Origin of the sequence: Streptococcus sp. HMSC071H03, from assembly GCF_001813035.1 — a bacterium.
GTDB classification, from domain to species: Bacteria; Bacillota; Bacilli; order Lactobacillales; family Streptococcaceae; genus Streptococcus; species Streptococcus anginosus.
Window position 1 is genome coordinate 60,462 of the sequence record NZ_KV811162.1, and the last position, 17,259, is coordinate 77,720.

Annotated in this window: 19 protein-coding genes and 3 pseudogenes; 4 read left to right on the top strand and 18 right to left on the bottom strand. The window is 38.8% G+C overall.

The window, feature by feature from the left end:
• Positions 1-72 precede the first annotated feature (72 nt).
• The 4 genes and pseudogenes from HMPREF2887_RS10505 to HMPREF2887_RS05305 all read right to left on the bottom strand — a co-directional run bounded on the left by HMPREF2887_RS10505 (position 73) and on the right by HMPREF2887_RS05305 (position 2,793).
• Positions 73-201: a hypothetical protein gene (locus tag HMPREF2887_RS10505; protein ID WP_003031478.1), complete on the bottom strand. Its 129-nt coding sequence runs from the start codon at positions 199-201 to the stop codon at positions 73-75.
• A 61-nt stretch (positions 202-262) separates the two neighbouring features.
• The gene (locus HMPREF2887_RS05295) at positions 263-1,021 is read right to left on the bottom strand and encodes a TraX family protein (protein WP_021001416.1); all 759 of its coding nucleotides are present in this window, start codon (positions 1,019-1,021) and stop codon (positions 263-265) included.
• Between the two features lie 122 nt (positions 1,022-1,143).
• Positions 1,144-2,123, bottom strand: a pseudogene (locus tag HMPREF2887_RS05300) (sensor histidine kinase).
• The gene (locus tag HMPREF2887_RS05305) at positions 2,107-2,793 is read right to left on the bottom strand and encodes a response regulator transcription factor (protein WP_021001414.1); all 687 of its coding nucleotides are present in this window, start codon (positions 2,791-2,793) and stop codon (positions 2,107-2,109) included. Before HMPREF2887_RS05305 ends, HMPREF2887_RS05300 begins: the two are co-directional and overlap by 17 nt.
• A gap of 93 nt (positions 2,794-2,886) precedes the next feature.
• Here HMPREF2887_RS05305 and HMPREF2887_RS05310 point away from each other — a divergent pair, with 93 nt between their 5' ends.
• The gene (locus HMPREF2887_RS05310; protein ID WP_021001413.1) at positions 2,887-4,068 is read left to right on the top strand and encodes a DUF2974 domain-containing protein; all 1,182 of its coding nucleotides are present in this window, start codon (positions 2,887-2,889) and stop codon (positions 4,066-4,068) included.
• Between the two features lie 309 nt (positions 4,069-4,377).
• Here HMPREF2887_RS05310 and metG read toward each other — a convergent pair whose 3' ends face one another.
• Complete coding sequence (gene metG, locus HMPREF2887_RS05315; RefSeq protein WP_021001412.1) at positions 4,378-6,372, bottom strand: methionine--tRNA ligase; 1,995 nt, start codon at positions 6,370-6,372, stop codon at positions 4,378-4,380.
• A gap of 245 nt (positions 6,373-6,617) precedes the next feature.
• On the opposite strand from metG, the gene HMPREF2887_RS05320 reads away from it, so the two are divergent.
• A complete protein-coding gene (locus HMPREF2887_RS05320; protein WP_021001411.1) occupies positions 6,618-6,878 on the top strand; it encodes a SemiSWEET family transporter in 261 nt (86 codons plus the stop codon).
• Between the two features lie 362 nt (positions 6,879-7,240).
• Here the strand turns inward: HMPREF2887_RS05320 and HMPREF2887_RS05325 are convergent, their stop codons facing one another.
• From HMPREF2887_RS05325 to HMPREF2887_RS05345, 5 genes and pseudogenes are all read right to left on the bottom strand, one after another.
• Positions 7,241-7,873 carry a DUF421 domain-containing protein gene (locus HMPREF2887_RS05325; RefSeq protein ID WP_003031480.1) on the bottom strand — a complete coding sequence of 211 codons (633 nt, stop codon included), beginning with the start codon at positions 7,871-7,873 and terminating at the stop codon, positions 7,241-7,243.
• Positions 7,870-8,325: a DUF3290 family protein gene (locus tag HMPREF2887_RS05330; protein ID WP_003031485.1), complete on the bottom strand. Its 456-nt coding sequence runs from the start codon at positions 8,323-8,325 to the stop codon at positions 7,870-7,872. The genes HMPREF2887_RS05325 and HMPREF2887_RS05330 overlap by 4 nt, the downstream gene beginning before the upstream one ends.
• A gap of 256 nt (positions 8,326-8,581) precedes the next feature.
• A pseudogene (locus HMPREF2887_RS05335) lies at positions 8,582-9,217 on the bottom strand (SdpI family protein).
• The gene (locus tag HMPREF2887_RS05340) at positions 9,204-9,485 is read right to left on the bottom strand and encodes an autorepressor SdpR family transcription factor (RefSeq protein ID WP_003025585.1); all 282 of its coding nucleotides are present in this window, start codon (positions 9,483-9,485) and stop codon (positions 9,204-9,206) included. Before HMPREF2887_RS05340 ends, HMPREF2887_RS05335 begins: the two are co-directional and overlap by 14 nt.
• Positions 9,486-9,691: 206 nt before the next feature.
• Positions 9,692-9,940, bottom strand: coding sequence for a hypothetical protein (locus HMPREF2887_RS05345; protein WP_021001410.1), 249 nt, complete (start codon positions 9,938-9,940; stop codon positions 9,692-9,694).
• A gap of 114 nt (positions 9,941-10,054) precedes the next feature.
• Here HMPREF2887_RS05345 and HMPREF2887_RS05350 point away from each other — a divergent pair, with 114 nt between their 5' ends.
• Positions 10,055-10,882, top strand: coding sequence for an exodeoxyribonuclease III (locus tag HMPREF2887_RS05350; RefSeq protein ID WP_021001409.1), 828 nt, complete (start codon positions 10,055-10,057; stop codon positions 10,880-10,882).
• A gap of 26 nt (positions 10,883-10,908) precedes the next feature.
• Here HMPREF2887_RS05350 and nth read toward each other — a convergent pair whose 3' ends face one another.
• From nth to tmk, 7 genes and pseudogenes are all read right to left on the bottom strand, one after another.
• The gene (gene nth, locus HMPREF2887_RS05355; protein WP_021001408.1) at positions 10,909-11,532 is read right to left on the bottom strand and encodes an endonuclease III; all 624 of its coding nucleotides are present in this window, start codon (positions 11,530-11,532) and stop codon (positions 10,909-10,911) included.
• A 323-nt stretch (positions 11,533-11,855) separates the two neighbouring features.
• On the bottom strand, positions 11,856-12,209 hold the full coding sequence (locus tag HMPREF2887_RS05360; RefSeq protein ID WP_021001407.1) for an arsenate reductase family protein: 354 nt from the start codon (positions 12,207-12,209) through the stop codon (positions 11,856-11,858).
• 19 nt (positions 12,210-12,228) lie between these two features.
• Positions 12,229-12,735, bottom strand: coding sequence for a methylated-DNA--[protein]-cysteine S-methyltransferase (locus HMPREF2887_RS05365; RefSeq protein ID WP_021001406.1), 507 nt, complete (start codon positions 12,733-12,735; stop codon positions 12,229-12,231).
• Positions 12,736-12,737: 2 nt separating this feature from the next.
• Entirely contained in the window at positions 12,738-13,604 is an 867-nt protein-coding gene (gene rsmI / locus HMPREF2887_RS05370) for a 16S rRNA (cytidine(1402)-2'-O)-methyltransferase (RefSeq protein ID WP_021001405.1), read from the bottom strand.
• A 2-nt stretch (positions 13,605-13,606) separates the two neighbouring features.
• A complete protein-coding gene (gene yabA, locus HMPREF2887_RS05375) occupies positions 13,607-13,924 on the bottom strand; it encodes a DNA replication initiation control protein YabA (protein ID WP_003025601.1) in 318 nt (105 codons plus the stop codon).
• A 34-nt stretch (positions 13,925-13,958) separates the two neighbouring features.
• A pseudogene (locus HMPREF2887_RS05380) lies at positions 13,959-14,853 on the bottom strand (DNA polymerase III subunit delta').
• Entirely contained in the window at positions 14,850-15,488 is a 639-nt protein-coding gene (gene tmk, locus HMPREF2887_RS05385; protein ID WP_057489585.1) for a dTMP kinase, read from the bottom strand. Before tmk ends, HMPREF2887_RS05380 begins: the two are co-directional and overlap by 4 nt.
• Before the next feature lie 154 nt (positions 15,489-15,642).
• Here tmk and HMPREF2887_RS05390 point away from each other — a divergent pair, with 154 nt between their 5' ends.
• Positions 15,643-16,506, top strand: a complete 864-nt coding sequence (locus HMPREF2887_RS05390; protein ID WP_003025610.1) for a YitT family protein — start codon at positions 15,643-15,645, stop codon at positions 16,504-16,506.
• Between the two features lie 69 nt (positions 16,507-16,575).
• Here HMPREF2887_RS05390 and HMPREF2887_RS05395 read toward each other — a convergent pair whose 3' ends face one another.
• Positions 16,576-17,232 carry a CBS domain-containing protein gene (locus tag HMPREF2887_RS05395; RefSeq protein WP_003025613.1) on the bottom strand — a complete coding sequence of 219 codons (657 nt, stop codon included), beginning with the start codon at positions 17,230-17,232 and terminating at the stop codon, positions 16,576-16,578.
• Positions 17,233-17,259 lie beyond the last annotated feature (27 nt).

A 17,259-nucleotide genomic window follows, 5' to 3' on the forward strand; every position in this document is an offset into this window, starting at 1 on the left:
TGCCTTGAAAGCGGGTTTTGTAAATTTTCTTCACATGTTGTACATCTAATAGTGTCATCATTTTCTCCTTTTTTAAAATCTAAAATATAACTGTTGCGCTGATTGACTCACTTCATAGCCAAATTGTGCTTTTTCAATATCTTTTACGTTTGGCTGAAGCAATTGCCTGTCTTGTTTCAATAAAATTTTACCATATTTCATCTTGTTCTCCTTTTTTGATACTACTTTGCAGCGAATTGCTCGCTGCAAGACTATGATTTACTCATTTTTGAACGAGGTAAGCAATGCAAGTAATCAACCATAAGTGAGCTGGATAAAAGATATAAAAGAAATACTTGCTCCACTTGGTCACAGGACCGCGTTCGCCATTATAGAGTGAAATGAAAGGCAGTACTGTGATAAAAAGCCAATCGGAATTATAAAACATCATTAACAGCGTATCGCTCCATGTCGGGTAAATCTGAATACTCATACAAAATAGGACAACCGCTAAAATACCATACAGAAGATTGCGGAGATTTCTCTTTTCTCTACAAGTATAGGTGATCAACATAAATGGAATAATGACCATGCCACCTTCTGTCACAAAACCAGCAAGCAAGCAAACAACAATTCCTAAGATAAAGCGAATGGGCTGGCGTTTAATATCAACTGGATTGCTTGTTTGTTTTATGCCAAAAAAGATATTGAGGACAAGTACACCGCAAGCCAAAGTTAAGAAAATATTATTATATATCTGAACTCCTTTAGACTGAAACAGCAAATTGAGAATCGTATTTCCAGCAAACATGATAGCTGACCAGAAAAAGAGACGTACATTATAAAGCAAGCGGCTCCGTGTATATCGAAAACCTTCCACTGCTGCAAAAGCAAACCAAACTGCTACACAGCGTGTTAAAGCATGAAAAATGCTCGCCCATTCACCTGACAGTAAGCCTGGTATTTTTTCAAGGTGATCAAAGACCATTAAAACAGCCATTAAGAGCTTGAGCTGAAAAGCGTTCAATCCTTTTGTTTTCATAACTGCCTCCTCTATGAAACATCATTCATTTTCTAATCTTATGATACAAAAAAAGAAAGGCTGCTACCATAACATAACCTTTCATTTTTAGAGGCGAACCTTACAATTTTGTAAGATTACATTTATTCAAACAATAATTTCTTTTCTTTAAAAGTAATCATAACGGTTGTGCCTTCTCCGACCACCGACTGCAAATGCAATTCATGCCCAGTTCATCCGCAATTTTCTTAGATAAATAGAGCCCCAATCCTGATGACTGATGCGTTAGGCGCCCGTTGTAGCCAGAAAAGCCTCGCTCAAACACGCGCAGAAGATCGGCATCTTGAATCCCCAAACCAGTATCCTTCATATACAAGGTATCTTCCTTAAAGAAAATCTCAATGCCTCCTTGCTTCGTATATTTAAGACTATTAGAAAGCACTTGCTCTAAAATAACAAGAAACCACTTTTTATCTGTGATAATGGTGTGATTCAAATTATGCAAATTTAGACTCAATCCTTGCTGAATAAAGAAAATTGCATACTTTTTGACAACATCTTTGACCAAGTCTTCTATATTTTCTTTTTTCACGACTAAATCATCATGAAAACTTTCCAACCGCAAATATTGCAAGACTAAGTTGGTATAAGAGTCGATCTTAAACAACTCCTGCTCCAATTGATTTTTGAGCGTCTGCTCTTGTAAATCCTGCACCAAGAGCTTGCTCGCAGCAATCGGTGTCTTAATCTGATGCACCCAAAGTGTGTAATAATCCAGTAAATCACTCTGCTTTTCTTGATGTTGTAATTGCAGCTCTTTTTTGTCCTTTTCTAAAGTTTCGATTTTGGAGAAGAGCAATGCTTCTAAAGGAGTTTGTGCCTGACCTTCCCCATAAAAGACAAGATGACGAAAATTTTGGTACTGCTTTACGATATCCAACAGGAAACCCGCCAGACTAATCAGCAATAAAATCAATAAGACATACTGTAAGACTGCTCGTTCATCTTCAAAAAGATAACAAAAGGAAAATAATAGTGTATAAAAAATAAGTAATAGTAAAAATAAAAACTGGCGCGAGCGAAAATAATAGCTAAGAAACAAACGCTTATTCTGATGATCCATTGGTCAATCCGTAGCCTATACCTTTCTTTGTTTCAATGAAATTTTTGAGCCCTGCTTCTTCTAATTTTTTCCGCAACCGTGCCACATTAACTGACAAGGTATTGTCATCAATAAAGAAATCACTATTCCAGAGCTCTTTCATCAAATCATCACGCGCAACAATGCTACCAGAATGCTCAAACAGCACGCGTAAAATCTGAAATTCATTTTTTGTCAGTGTAATCACTTCTCCCTCATACATCATATCCATAGATTTTAGGTTGAGAATCACACCATGATACTCTAGCAGACTTTGATCCGTACCAAACTCGTAAGACCGCCGCAACAGCCCTTGCACTTTAGCGAGGAGAACATTGTTATCAAACGGTTTTGTGACAAAGTCATCACCACCCATATTGATTGCCATAACGATATCCATTGCTTGGTCTCTTGATGACAAAAACATAATGGGCACTTTAGAAATCTTGCGAATTTCTTGACACCAGTGGTATCCATTAAAGAGAGGTAAACCGATGTCCATTAGCACTAGATGCGGCTCTTCCTTGACAAAAATCGTCAAAACCTGCATGAAATCCTCTACTGAAACCACTTCAAATCCCCATTGCTCCAGCATTTTTTTGACTTGTTGGCGAATGACAGCATCGTCTTCTACTAATAATATCTTGTGCATGCTATCCCTCTTTTCTATTTTCTTTTTCTATTATAACAAAGACTTGGGAAAATATGCTATACTAACAATAGATTTTCAGAAAAGAGAACCTTTATGGGAAATATTTTTAACTATTTAGAAGATGTACAATACGACAGTATCTACAATCAGCCTTTTACAGAGCTAGATATTCTGCTTTTGACTGAAATGACCTATCTGAACTTTGATGACATTGTTACAGATAGTTTGACCTTACAACAAGCCCATCGCTTAGTTGATATACCACAATACATGACCCAAGAAATTTCCATGATGAATACCAAACACCGCTTGGCACTTTTGGAACAAGCCGCTAAGGTGAAGCGCTATAAGAACATCAAACTCTTGGGTTATGTAAATGATATTGATCTTGATGTGCAAAAACAATTTGCTGCTATGACTTATAAAATCAGCTTAAACACCTATGTTATCACTTTTCGCGGAACAGATGATTCCATTATCGGTTGGAAAGAAGATTTTCACATGACTTATATGGAGCATGTCCCTGCACAACGAACAGCTGTCCATTATGTCCAAAAAGTCATGCAGGCATTTCCAAAAGCCACTTTTATATTGACAGGACATTCCAAAGGTGGCAATTTAGCGACTTACGCTGGCAGCCAAGTAGAGCCTGCTTTACAAGCAAGAATTTCTCAAATCTATAGCTTTGACGCTCCGGGCTTGAATCATACAGTAATTGAAACAGACGGCTATCAGGAAATGGCTCCAAAAATCAAACGCTACATTCCGCAAGGCTCTATTGTCGGGATGATGCTAGAAACACCTAAGCAAGCGCACATTGTAAAGAGTGTGGCTATCGGTGGTATTGCCCAGCACGATACCTTCTCTTGGCAAATCGAAAATGAGCACTTTGTCTTACTTGACACGCTCAACCCAGACAGCATTCAGACAGACAAAACTCTCAAAGAATGGGTGGAGACGGTTCCCGATGACGAACTTAAAGATTTTTTTGATGTCTTTTTCGGCCTCATTTTAGACGCTCAAATTACGTCCATTGATGAATTTTTCCAACCCAACAGTATCAAGAAATTGCTGACTATCGTCCAAAATGCCCAAGCCCTTACCGAGCAAGAAAAAGAAATGCTCAGCCGCCTAACACGCCTGCTCATCTCTATCCGTTACCAAGCCTGGATTGATGATTTTAAAACACCTAGTCCAATGGCCTTTATGACCGATGTACGAGAAAGCTGGACTAGTCTGGCGGAGAGGTTTTCGTTTTTAAATAAAGATGAATAGTGCATCATCATGTTTTATACTACAAAAGGGAGTCCTGTCTCACTCCTTTTTTTAACTACTACTCAAATAGGTCGTCCGAGCCTCAGACAGAGTGAACCATTTTTCCATCTTGCCCGACCCTCGAACGAAGTGAACTACTTTTTAGGAACATTATCCGACCCTCAGACGTGGGGAAACAATTCTTAGATAAGCCGTTGATGTAGGTATAGACTACCAATTTCTTTTATTCCATTGACCGGAACGATAAACAAAGCGAGGCTGAGACATTATTGTCTCAGCCTCATTTTTAATTCTAATCTTCCTGTGGACTCACCCAATCAAACTACCATTTGGTACATTTTGATCTACCGTGAGCAGAGTTAGTTGATCACCATATTCTGCTGAGAGGATCATGCCTTGGCTGATACGTCCCATCATCTTGCGTGGTTTGAGGTTCGCTACGATTTGGACTTTCTTGCCAACCAATTCTTGCTCATTTGGATAGAATTTGGCGATCCCAGAGAGGATTTGACGATTTTCTGCATCTCCAGCATCCAAGCGGAATTGGAGTAATTTATCACTCCCTTCCACTTTAGAAACTTCTTTAACCTCTGCGACACGGATTTCTACTTTGTCAAAATCGTCAAACTTGATTTCCTTGCGGTTGAGTTTGAGTTCTACTTCTTCTGGCTCCCATTCCTTTTCAATGGCTGGCTTATTGGCTTCCATTTGCTCCTTGATATAAGCAATTTCTTCTTCCATATCTAGACGTGGGAAGATAGGTGTACCTTTAGCAACAACAGTCAAGCCTGTTGGCAGTTCTGCCAAATCTAGATTTTCAAGGTCAAAATCTGTACCTAAACCAAGTTGCTCCATGATAGCATTTGATGTCGTCATCATGAACGGTTGAATAAGATGAGCTACCACACGTAGACTAGCTACCAAATGTGCCATAACTGCCGCTAATTCATCACGTTTGGCTTCATCTTTAGCCAACACCCAAGGTGCTGTTTCGTCAATATACTTGTTAGTACGAGAAATGATATTCCACACTGCTTCCAAGGCTCGTGGATAGTCCACGGCATCCATCTGTTTGTGGTAGATTGCGATATTTTCTGCTACCACTGCTGCCAAGTCCGCATCAAATTCTGTCACATTCTCTTTATAAATCGGCACTTGACCGTCAAAATACTTGTTAATCATAGCAACCGTACGGTTGAGGAGATTTCCAAGGTCATTTGCCAGCTCATAATTGATACGACCCACGTAGTCTTCTGGCGTGAAAGTGCCGTCAGAACCAACTGGAAGGCTACGCATGAGGTAATAACGAAGCGGATCCAGCCCAAAGCGTTCCACCAGCATTTCTGGGTAGACGACATTGCCCTTAGATTTAGACATCTTACCGTCCTTCATGACAAACCAACCGTGGGCAATCAAGCGATCTGGCAATTTCATATCCAGCATCATGAGCATGATTGGCCAATAAATAGAGTGGAAGCGCAGAATGTCTTTCCCAACCATGTGGAAGACTGTACCATTCCAGAACTTATCAAAGTTGGCATGGTCATCTTGAGCATAACCAAGAGCTGTTGCATAGTTGAGAAGGGCATCAATCCATACGTAAACCACATGCTTAGGATTTGAAGGTACTTTAACGCCCCACGTAAATGAGGTACGCGAAACTGCTAAATCTTCCAAACCGGGCTCAATAAAGTTCTTGATAATTTCATTCATACGACCATCAGGCTGAATAAAGTCTGGATGTGCATGGAAAAATTCTACCAAACGGTCAGCGTACTTACCCAAACGCAAGAAGTAAGATTCTTCTGACACCCATTCAACTTCGTGACCTGATGGGGCAATTCCTCCGATAACCTTGCCAGATTCATCACGAAAAACTTCTGCTAACTGACTTTCAGTGAAAAATTCTTCGTCAGAAACAGAGTACCAGCCTGAATACTCACCCAAGTAAATATCATCTTGCGCCAGAAGACGTTCAAAAACATCTGCTACTACTTTTTCATGATAATCATCTGTTGTGCGGATGAATTTATCATAAGAAATGTCCAGCAGTTGCCAGAGTTCCTTAACTCCTTTCGCCATCCCGTCCACATATTTCTGAGGAGTTATACCCGCTTCTTCTGCTTTCTGTTGAACCTTTTGCCCATGCTCGTCCAGACCAGTTAAGTAAAAGACATCATAACCCATAAGACGCTTGTAACGAGCAAGGACGTCACAAGCAATAGTCGTATAGGCTGATCCGATATGCAACTTGCCGCTTGGATAGTAGATTGGTGTTGTAATATAAAAATTCTTTTCAGTCATAGTTTTTCCTTTCAAGGCGAATGAAACCTTTTTTGATAACACTTTATTATAACATATTACACAGCTTTTTAAATGAAAAATAGAGTTGAGTCACGTTGTACTCATAATCATTAGTATATTATTCTTGCTTAAATCTTATGCTTAGTATAAAATAATAATATTGAATGAGGCTTGTTTTATATGAACTTAGTATGTTATAAATGAGTTTTCGTTCTCTACACTACGTTTTATGAGGAGTTATGGAAATGAACGAAAAACGAATGAAAATGATAGGTTGGGTGGCGACATTCATGTCTGTTATGATGTATGTATCTTATATCCCACAAATTATGGACAATTTAGCTGGACATAAGGGAAACTTTATCCAACCTCTGGTAGCTGCAATTAACTGTAGCCTTTGGGTTTATTATGGTTTATTTAAAAAAGAGCGTGATTTGCCACTCGCTGCCGCAAACGCTCCAGGTATTGTCTTTGGGCTTATTACTGTGCTAACAGCAATATTCTAACCCTGATTTAATTGTCTTACTGTCCTATCTGACAGTAAGGATTTTTGTTGACAGTTCTTACAAGAATAGAATTACAAACAAAAATTCTGATTTACTCAAAAGCAAAAGCTCTATCTGGATGGACTAGTCAGATAGAGCTTTATTTTTTATATTTGTACCATTTTAGAAAAAGATTTTTTAATATTCCTTTGCTATCTTTAATGCTATCTGTCTTTTAACTATAATTTCAACAGCAGCTTCATTTTTCACCTTTTTATTTCAAATAAGCTTCACAGCTCCTTTATCTTGATTTCTCTGCAAGATTCCTAGCAAGATCTCCTTTTCTATTTTTTGCTTTTATCTATTCAAAAAGGAAAATACTCTTAATACGTCACAACGCTCAAGTTACCACTTTCATATTCTGCGATGAAGATATTAGAAATATCAGTATAGCCTTCCTTAGCGAGCCTCTCGATTAACCATTCTTCTGTTTTGTCAATAGAATCTAAAATATCAATCTGGACAACACCGTCTGTGATAATGGGGTATTTCGGATTTTCCTCACCTGCCTGTACGACAATAAGCTGACCGTTTTGTTCCATGACTGCTCGTTTAACTTGCTTTAGTTGAAAAATTCCTTGGCTACGCAACTTCAGAGCCACATCAGCCGCTGAAAGGCCAACGGAGCGGCAGGCTTCAGGGCTCAACTTCCCGTGCTGAATCAGGGTAGTCGGTTTACCATCCATCAAATGCTTGACTGTCCGAATATTGTTATTGAGCCATTTTAGAGTCAAGACCAAAATCGTCCACATAATGAGGATGATCGCATACTGGATAATGTTAATAGAACTATTGTAAATCACCCCACCAATAATACCACCTAGAACATAATTTTGAATCTGGTCGATCGCGGAATTAGGTGCCAGATTTCCTTTTCCTGTCACATTGATAACAAACACGAGTGAAAACAGTCCCAACGCTAGTTTAATCAGGATTTCAAGAAAATTCAATGTCATTTTTTAACCTCCACTAATTTGATATCTGTTGTCTTATGCAATTTAATTTTTTCCAGTAAATACTTATCTGGCTCACTGCCACTCATAGCTCGATAAAAATCTTTTCCAACTTTTAAAATCGCTCCATCCGTCGCAGCTGAAGTGTTGACATAAACCTCTGACTTATCTACTCCCAAATCTTTTGAAATAACTTCAATAAAATGAAGAGAGGTTTGGAACTGGTTATTAGAGGCTTGATTGGTCTGAAAAGTACTAATCCCAATCAGAACGATAGCAATCAAAGACAAAATGGAGATAATCGCCAATTCACGAAATTTAGAATCGCGCTTATTTCGATAGGCCTTAAAAGCAAAAAAACCTGTCACAAGTAACAACAAAATAGAAAGTCCAATCGTCACCCAGTTTTGCTGGCTGATTTGACTCAAAACATAATCATAAGAATAAAATTTCATTTTTTCTCCCTCTATTTTCTCGGCCTATTATAGAAAATTTTTCAATATTTTTCAATATTTCTAGAAATCGTATTTTAACAAGATAATAGGAGCGAGACAAAAATCAGTCACTCAAAGAGTTCAATTTTGTCGTCCCGCTCCCACAACGATAATTAGACTAAAAAAGTTTCAAGCTAAACAGCAACTGTGTCGTACAAGTCGCATCATAAACATCTGAAATAAGGGGTTTTCTTTTCAAATCCAATCTAGCAATGAATCAGTGTATCCTTTTAGATAACCAGTAAGAATAAATCATTGGCACTACAATCATAATGATTAGAGCAAAAACAAGTACGAACGTAACTGCAATCTGAACGAAACCATTAAAGAAAATGATAATACCACCAATCACCCAAATTTTACCAGCCAGACGATGTGTCTTTATCCAATTATCATCATTATCCAAAGTCCATGGGAAACGTATACCAACCGTATAATTGCAACGAGTTTTTGGCATGTAATTCCCAATAGCAATAAATAGAACTCCTAAAAACATACCATTCATCAGAGCATGATTAACTGCATAACCCAAGGCTTGCGAGTAAATAACTGTCATGACTAAACAAGATGTCAAAGGAATAATTCAATAAACCAGATGCCACATTTTCAAGCTAATATTCTTAGATTTAGGATCCTTGCTAGTCACAAATAAACAAAACCAATGTATAAGCAGCAGAAAACTAGGAATACCAAAAACTGTTACCCATCGACTACTGAATCCATTTACTTGATTCGAAAAATCAAAATGCGTTGCCATCGTTTCTGGTAGCCGATCCCAAAAGAAACAACCCACAAGCACAGGCAACAGAATCATAACAGTTGTTAGTCCTAATATTTTTTTATTCATTTTCATCTCTTTTACTTTCCTTCAAGTCTGCCAACCACACCATCATATCCTCCAACACAGACGTATTGAGTTCATAGTAAATAAAGTTTTTCTCCCGTGTTTCCACAACCAAATCCGCCTGCTTCAAGACATTGAGGTGATGCGAAATGGTAGCTCCTGTCAATTCAAACTGGTCTGCTATTTCCCCAGCAGACATCTTGCCCATTTTTAACAAATCTAAAATCTCTCGTCTCACAGGATGAGATAGGGCCTTGAAGGTATTAGTAAAACTCATGTTTACTCTTCCTTTCCTTTTGTAAAATAGCTAGCGCAAGAAACAATAAAGGCGAAGATACTACTCTTTTTTGACATCTTCATCACTTCCATCTTCTATTTAGATATTCTCCTAAATAGAATTATACGCTTTATTTTTAAAAAATACAATAGATATTTACTTAACTTTCTAAATAAAAAAGAAGGTTCTACACCTTCAAATGATTTCTACAAAAAGAAAGAGACTATCAAGGCAGAAAGAACAATCAGGACCGAAAGTGTCACAGCCAGACTTACCCAAAAACCAGCTGTATTCCTTGGATTGACCCCAACTCCAACACCAATTTTCTTCGGTACCCAAAATGGCTCAGAAGATGTTTGTTTTCCCCTCAAACGAAGTAACTTAATAAGGTACCAAAGAAAGAATATGAATAAGACGACTTTCAATAATAATAATAGTAATAATAATTCACCCATTTTATCCCCTTTGACTAATATTATACACCTTACTATCCTTTTTACAACCTCAAACTCGCTTAGCCAGTCATTTTTTGATACAATAGAAAAAATAAATCTAGAAAAGGTATCTATATGAAACTCATTTCTTGGAATATTGACTCTCTCAACGCGGCTTTGACCAGCGATTCTGCACGCGCGCAATTGTCACAAGCTGTTTTACAGACTTTAGTAGGATTAGACGCTGATATTATCGCCATTCAGGAAACTAAATTATCTGCTAACGGACCAACTAAAAAACATCTAAAAGTTTTGGATGAATTATTCCCACATTATGAAACTACATGGCGCTCTTCTATAGAACCTGCACGTAAAGGTTATGCCGGAACTATGTTTTTATACAAAGAGAATCTATCTCCAAAAATAACCTTCCCAGAAATTGGTGCACCTTCTACTATGGATGCCGAGGGGCGCATCATTACGTTGGAATTTGACAATTTTTTCGTTACACAAGTTTATACGCCAAATGCCGGTGATGGACTTAAACGCCTAGTAGAACGCCAAGTGTGGGATCAAAAATATGCTGACTATCTAACAACTTTAGACAAAGAAAAACCTGTCCTTGCAACAGGAGACTACAATGTAGCCCACAATGAGATTGACCTCGCTCATCCTTCTAGCAACCGTCGCTCACCTGGATTTACAGATGAAGAACGATCCGGATTTACCAATCTGTTAAATCGTGGTTTTACTGATACTTTCCGTTACATTCACGGCGATATTCCAAATGTTTATAGCTGGTGGGCACAACGCAGCAAGACCAGCAAAATCAATAACAGTGGCTGGAGAATTGATTACTGGCTGACCAGCAATCGAATTGCAGATAAAGTAACCAAGTCAGAAATGATTGACTCAGGTACAAGGCAAGACCACACACCAATTGTATTGGAAATTGAGTTATAAAAAAAGAGGTTTCTCCTCTTTTTTTTTCAATCAAAATAGTACAACTGCGGATATTGATCGCATTTAGGATTTCTAGGATGGCAAATTTCGCGTCCAAAGCAAATCATAGCCTGATGCGCAGGCAACCATTCACTTTTTGGTAAAACTTCCATCACTCGTTGTTCAACTTCAAGCGGGGTAGCTGACTTTTTGACAATATCATGGTGTTTGCAGATTCGCTCCACATGGGTATCCACTGCAAAAGCAGGAATACCAAATCCAACACTCATGACCACATTCGCTGTTTTACGCCCCACACCCGCAAGACTTTCCAATTCCTGTCGTGTATGAGGTACCTGACCGTCAAAGCTATCCAGCAATTGCTGAGCACATTTTTTCAAAAACTTAGCCTTATTGCGATAAAGCCCCAGACGAGCAATATACTTGGCAATCTCGCTTTCTGAAGCCGCCGCCATTTCCTGTGGAGTTGGATAGGCTTTAAAAAGGGCTGGTGTGACTGTGTTGACTGCTGCATCGGTTGTTTGAGCCGACAGCATGACTGCGACTAACAATTCAAAATGATTGGTAAAATTCAAGCTAGGTTTTGCATCTGGAAATAGGGCAATGATTTCCTCAATTACCTTTCGCGCACATTTTTTTGATAAAACCATTTTTTCTCTTTTCGTTTTTTACTAATATTCAATGAAAATCAAACAGTCTCACAGACTGTTTAGCAACCTTGCAAGGTGAGACTATACAAAATATCTGACGGAATATGTTGTATCGGATGATTAAATCAAAAGAGCGATGATTAACATTTTCAAATTTTAGTTCTATCTCACTCCCAAGCTAACAAGGTTTGAAGAGATTTTCTCAGGATATAAAAACATTATAACACGGATACCAATTATACCAAAATAGAGAGCTTAAAAAGAAGTGAGACGACAAAATGGATTTCTTTAAAATCGCAATTGTTGCCTCACTTCTTTTTTATTTACAAATCTAATATCGCATACTCTGTGCGATAGCCTATTTGTAGGATTTTTCCATCTTTTTCTAAGATTGGACGCTTGATAAGCATGCCGTCTGTTGCTAGAAGCTCTGCGGCTTCCTCCTCTGATAATCCTGATAGTTTATCTTTCAAACCTAGCTCACGATATTTGAGTCCGCTAGTGTTGAAGAAAGATTTGATGTTTAAATTAGAATTTTTCATCCAAGTTAGAATTTCCTCTTTACTCGGTGTTTCCTTGACAATATCTACTGCTTCAAAGTCCAAACCCAACTGGCTTAATTCAGCCTTGGCTTTGCGACAGGTCGAACATTTTGGATATTCAATAAATCGTAACATATCATTTTCTCCATTTGTATCATTTATCTAAAGCTTTCTCGCTAAGCTCTACGCCTTCATGCTTCAGCAACCACATTTTCTTGTCTAATCCCCCAGCATAACCGGTTAATTGCCCTTGACTTCCCAGCACTCGATGACAGGGAACGATGATAGAAAAGGGATTTCTACCCACAGCGCCACCAACAGCCTGCGCCGAGTGAATATCTAACTCCTTTGCTATCTGACCATACGTGACCGTTCTCCCATAAGGAATAGTTTGCAGATAAGTCCAGACCCGTTGTTGAAAATCCGTCCCAACAGGAGCCAAAACAAGACTCGAAAAGTCTGGATACTTTCCGCTAAAATAATCATCTAGCAAAAGACGAGTTCTTTTCAGAATATCATTTTCTACTGGCATCGTGGCTTTCTCTAAACCACGCTCAAAATATTTCTGCTTGAAAAACCAAGCTCCAACAAGCCCTGTCTCATCAGCAACCAAAGACATTTCTCCTAAAGGGGAAATATAAATTTGTTTATAAAAAGTCATTTTTACTCACTGACTTGCTCATGATAACGAGCATATAATTCATTCTTATTCCAGCCGTATTTTTTCGCTACTTCTTTGATAGCTTGATTTTTCTTTGCTCCTGCTGCTACTAGAAGATCAACCTCTGCCAACAAATCCGCTTCTGACTGTTCAACAACTTCTTCGCTCGCTCCTTCTACAATCAGCAAACATTCGCCCTTGAGCGGATTTTCCGAAATAGACTCTATCACTTCTGAAATCAAGCCGCGCTGGTATTCTTCATAAATCTTAGTTAATTCCCGTACTAGTACTACAGAACGATCCCCATAGATACTGAGCATATTTTCTAAAGTGGCTTTGACCCGATGAGGAGATTCGTAAAAAATCTGTGTCTCTGGATAGGCTTTTTTATTAGAAAAAAACTCTTTTTGCTGACCAGCCTTGCGTGGCAAAAATCCATAAAAAATATGAGGTTGTGGAGCTAAGCCACTAGCTATCAAAGCTGAAATGCCTGCGCTGGGACCAGGCACAGTCACTACTGCGATTTCCTCATCAATAGCAGCCTTGACTAAATCATGCCCTGGGTCCGAAATGCTAGGCAAGCCGGCATCCGAAACCTGCGCAATATCCTGACCATTTTTCAGCAAACGAATCAAATCAGGAATTTTTTCTTTGGCATTATGCTCGTGAAAGCTAATCTGCTTCGTAGTAATACCAAAATGCTTGAGCAACAAACCAGTATTTCTGGTATCTTCTGCTGCAATGAAATCGACTTCTTTCAGAGTATTCACCATACGGATGCTCATATCGTCCATATTCCCAATCGGAGTAGCCACCAGATAGAGCTTCCCATAAGGAGACTGACCTTTAAAACTTTTTTGAATCTGCATGCTTACTCCCTAAACAGCAACTCGTCACAAAACATGCATTCTGCATCATTTTCACGGCGTTGACCATAAAAATCCGTACAGACATGAAAACCGTCTTCGTATAATTTACGCAGATTATCGCGATTTCTTTTTGTTTTTGGTGTTGTTGTATGCTCCACTTGGCCCAATCGCTCTCGTAATTTATCGTTTTCCAAACGAAGCGCTACGTTTTCTTCTACTACGCCTTTCAGATTTTTCTTAATTGCCTCTACTTCTGCCAAAGTCACAAGCAGATTTTGAGAAAATTCATCAAGAGCATCAAATAATTCTTTTTTATTCATCCTCACTACCATTTTCCTGTGCCAACGTAGCACATCATTCTCTTTCTTGTAACACCATATATTCTAGTGCATTTTGAAAACTAACATTGGCTCGCCACATTTTTCTTGCTGTAAATATACCTTCTAAATAGAAGCGTCCACATGTTGTTTGCATTTCTTTTGCAAAGAGAAGCTCCAAGAGTTTCAAAGCCTGTTCTTGCTTTTCCTTATCATCTGCCAGACTAGCCAACTTCGCAACCTGCAAATAAGCAGTCTCTTTTCGGTTTAAGCAAAGCGATGCAAAACAATCACATTCTGCTGCCAAGTCAAAAAAAAGCTGGACTAGCTGCCAAACGCATGGCTTCTTCTTCTGTTTGACTATAAGCAGTTAACAATTCTGCTTGTGTCTTTATCAGCCCAGTCTGCTCCAATTTTTCAAGCAAATAGGCTTGATTTTTTGGAAAATGAAATAGCTGCGCTCGGCTTTTAATCGTGGGCAAAATAAGATTTTCATCCGCTGTCAACAAGAAAATATACACTTCACTTTGCGGCTCTTCAATGACCTTTAACAGCGAATTAGCTGCATTGACATGCATCTTGTCCGCATCACAAATGATAAACACTTGCTTGTTGCTCTCAAATCCAGACTGCGAAAAATTGCGTACCAATTCTCTGACTCGCTCTGTCTTTATGATATTATTGATTGGTCGAACAACCGTCACATCTGAAAAATCCTCTTCCTCAATCAAACGACAATTTCGGCATTCTCCACAAGGCAAGACACCATTTTTATTAGTGCAAAACAAACTCTGAGCTAAACATTGAGCCATCTCAAAACTACCGAAAGCTCCTGTAAACAGATAAGCATGATTCAGACGATTCTGCTGTAAAATTTGTTCAAAACGCTCAAACAAGACTGGCTGTAACCGAGCTAATTCTTCTATTTTCATCTTAAACTCTCAACTCGTTCTGCCAATACTGCTAAAGTATCTGCGACGACCTTTTCTAATGGCTGACTGGCATCAATCTTTCTCACACGATTTGGCTCTTTTTCAAGAATAGACAAATATCCCTCACGCACGCGCTGATGCCATTCCACACTTTCACGATCCAAACGGTCCGCACCACGCTCTTTGCTCTTAGCAATACGAGCCAAGCCTTCCTCTGCTTCAATATCAAAATAAAGGGTCAAATCTGGCTTCAAACCGTCGGTCGCAAAATCATTCAGCCAATCAATATCAGCCACCTTCAGACCTCGACCAAAACCTTGATACGCCACCGAACTATCAATAAAGCGATCCACCAGCACCATTTCACCACGATCTAAAGCAGGCAAAATACGTTCCACCAAATGTTGCCTGCGACTGGCAATATAAAGGAGCAATTCCGTTTTTTCATCGATTTCCGTATGCTTCGGATCTAAAACAACATCACGAATCTTCTCCGCAACTGCCACTCCACCAGGCTCACGCGTTGTGACAAACGCCTGCCCTTTTGCTTCTAAAATGGGAATCAAGGCTTCTAAAACACTTGTTTTTCCTGCACCGTCTGGTCCCTCTAAAGAGATGAATATTCCTTTTGACATACTAACTCATTTCTTCCTTTTTCTCCTTTCTATTTTAACAAAAAACTCCAGAAAAATCATTGCCAGAAAAAGTTTAAAAAAATTTTTTCAAAATGATACATAAGTTTTCAAGATTTGATACAATAGAATGTACAGAAATTATTAGGAGGTTATCATGTCTAAGTTTAAAAACTATCTAACGATTATTCTAGGAGCTGGAATTTTTGCTTTTGCAATCAATTATCTGATTATTCCGAATCATTTGTATGAGGGAGGCGCAACTGGTGTGACACTCATTACATACTATCTTTTTAAGATTCCTGTTTCACTGATGAATCTCATCATCAACATTCCTCTTTTCATTATTGCTTGGAGAATTTTTGGAACGCGGCTTTTGTACTCTAGTATTTTAGGGACTTTTGCCGTTTCTGCTTGGCTGGCGATATTTGAAAAAATTCCTTTCGTGATTAACCTTGAAGGCGACCTCGTGATTGTGACGCTTCTGACAGGGATTATTGCTGGCGTTGGACTAGGAATTGTTTTCAATGCCGGTGGTACGACTGGTGGTACCGATATTATTGCTCGAATCGCTAACAAGTATACGAATATCTCCATGGGAAAATTGATGTTTACTGTAGACTTCTGCGTCCTTATTTTCGTTATACTTGTTTTTAAAGATGTTCGCCTAGTGATTTATACCTTGATTTTTGTCTTTATCGCTTCACGAGTGATTGACTTGATTGGTGAAGGCGGTTATGCCGGCAAGGGCTTCATGGTTATTACTAGCCGTCCAGAAGAATTGGCAAAGAAAATTGATGAAGATCTCGGTCGTGGAATTACTTTCATCAATGGGCAAGGCTACTACAGCGAGAATGATTTGAAACTCATTTACTGCGTCGTTGGACGAAACGAAATGCAATCCATGAAAAAAGTTATTCATAGCGTCGATCCACATGCCTTTATTACCATTACAGATGCCCATGAAATCCTTGGTGAAGGCTTTACCTTAGATGTCAATAAGCAACCGATTCAGAAATAATCTTGCTCCCATTATAAAAAAACGCATGAACACAGTTAAATGAACTGCTCTCATGCGTTTTTTGTTGTCTTATAATGCTTTTGCTGAAGTACGGGTAATGTCTTCTACCTGAATGCCTTTGTCTTCAAATTTCGCTTTTAAAGCCGGCAAATCCACATTACCATCAATTTGAACTTCAATGATAACTTTGCCATCTTTGCGTGGAATATTAACAGCGTTAGAGATATTGAGATTTTCTTCGACAATCAAATGCACAATCTTCTCCAACACGCCGACTTCATCTTCTGTAATGAAACGCACGCGAATGCCTTCTTCACCATAGCCAGCAATTTCAAGAAAGGCTCTGAAAACATCACGATCTGTAATGACGCCGTATACTTGCTGATTGTCCACCACTGGCAAAATGCCAATTTTATTTTTCAACATCAAGTAAGTAGCATCTTCCAAACTAGCAAATTGTGACACCGTCACCACATCACGAATCATGACGTCTTTAATCTTTGTCTTGTTTAGCAAATAATTCATCTCGTAAATGGATAAGCTCGTTGCTTTTGAAGGGCTTGCTTCGGCAATCGTTCCTTCAGTCACCAGACCAACCAATTGGTCATTTTCAATAACAGGAAGCCGGTGCAATCCCTGCTCACGCATAATATCCGCCGCATGCGCTACTGTCGTGTCTGGGCTAATATACACCACTTTTCGCGTCATAAAATCTTTAACTGCCATGGAAATCTCCTTTATCTCTGATTTTTC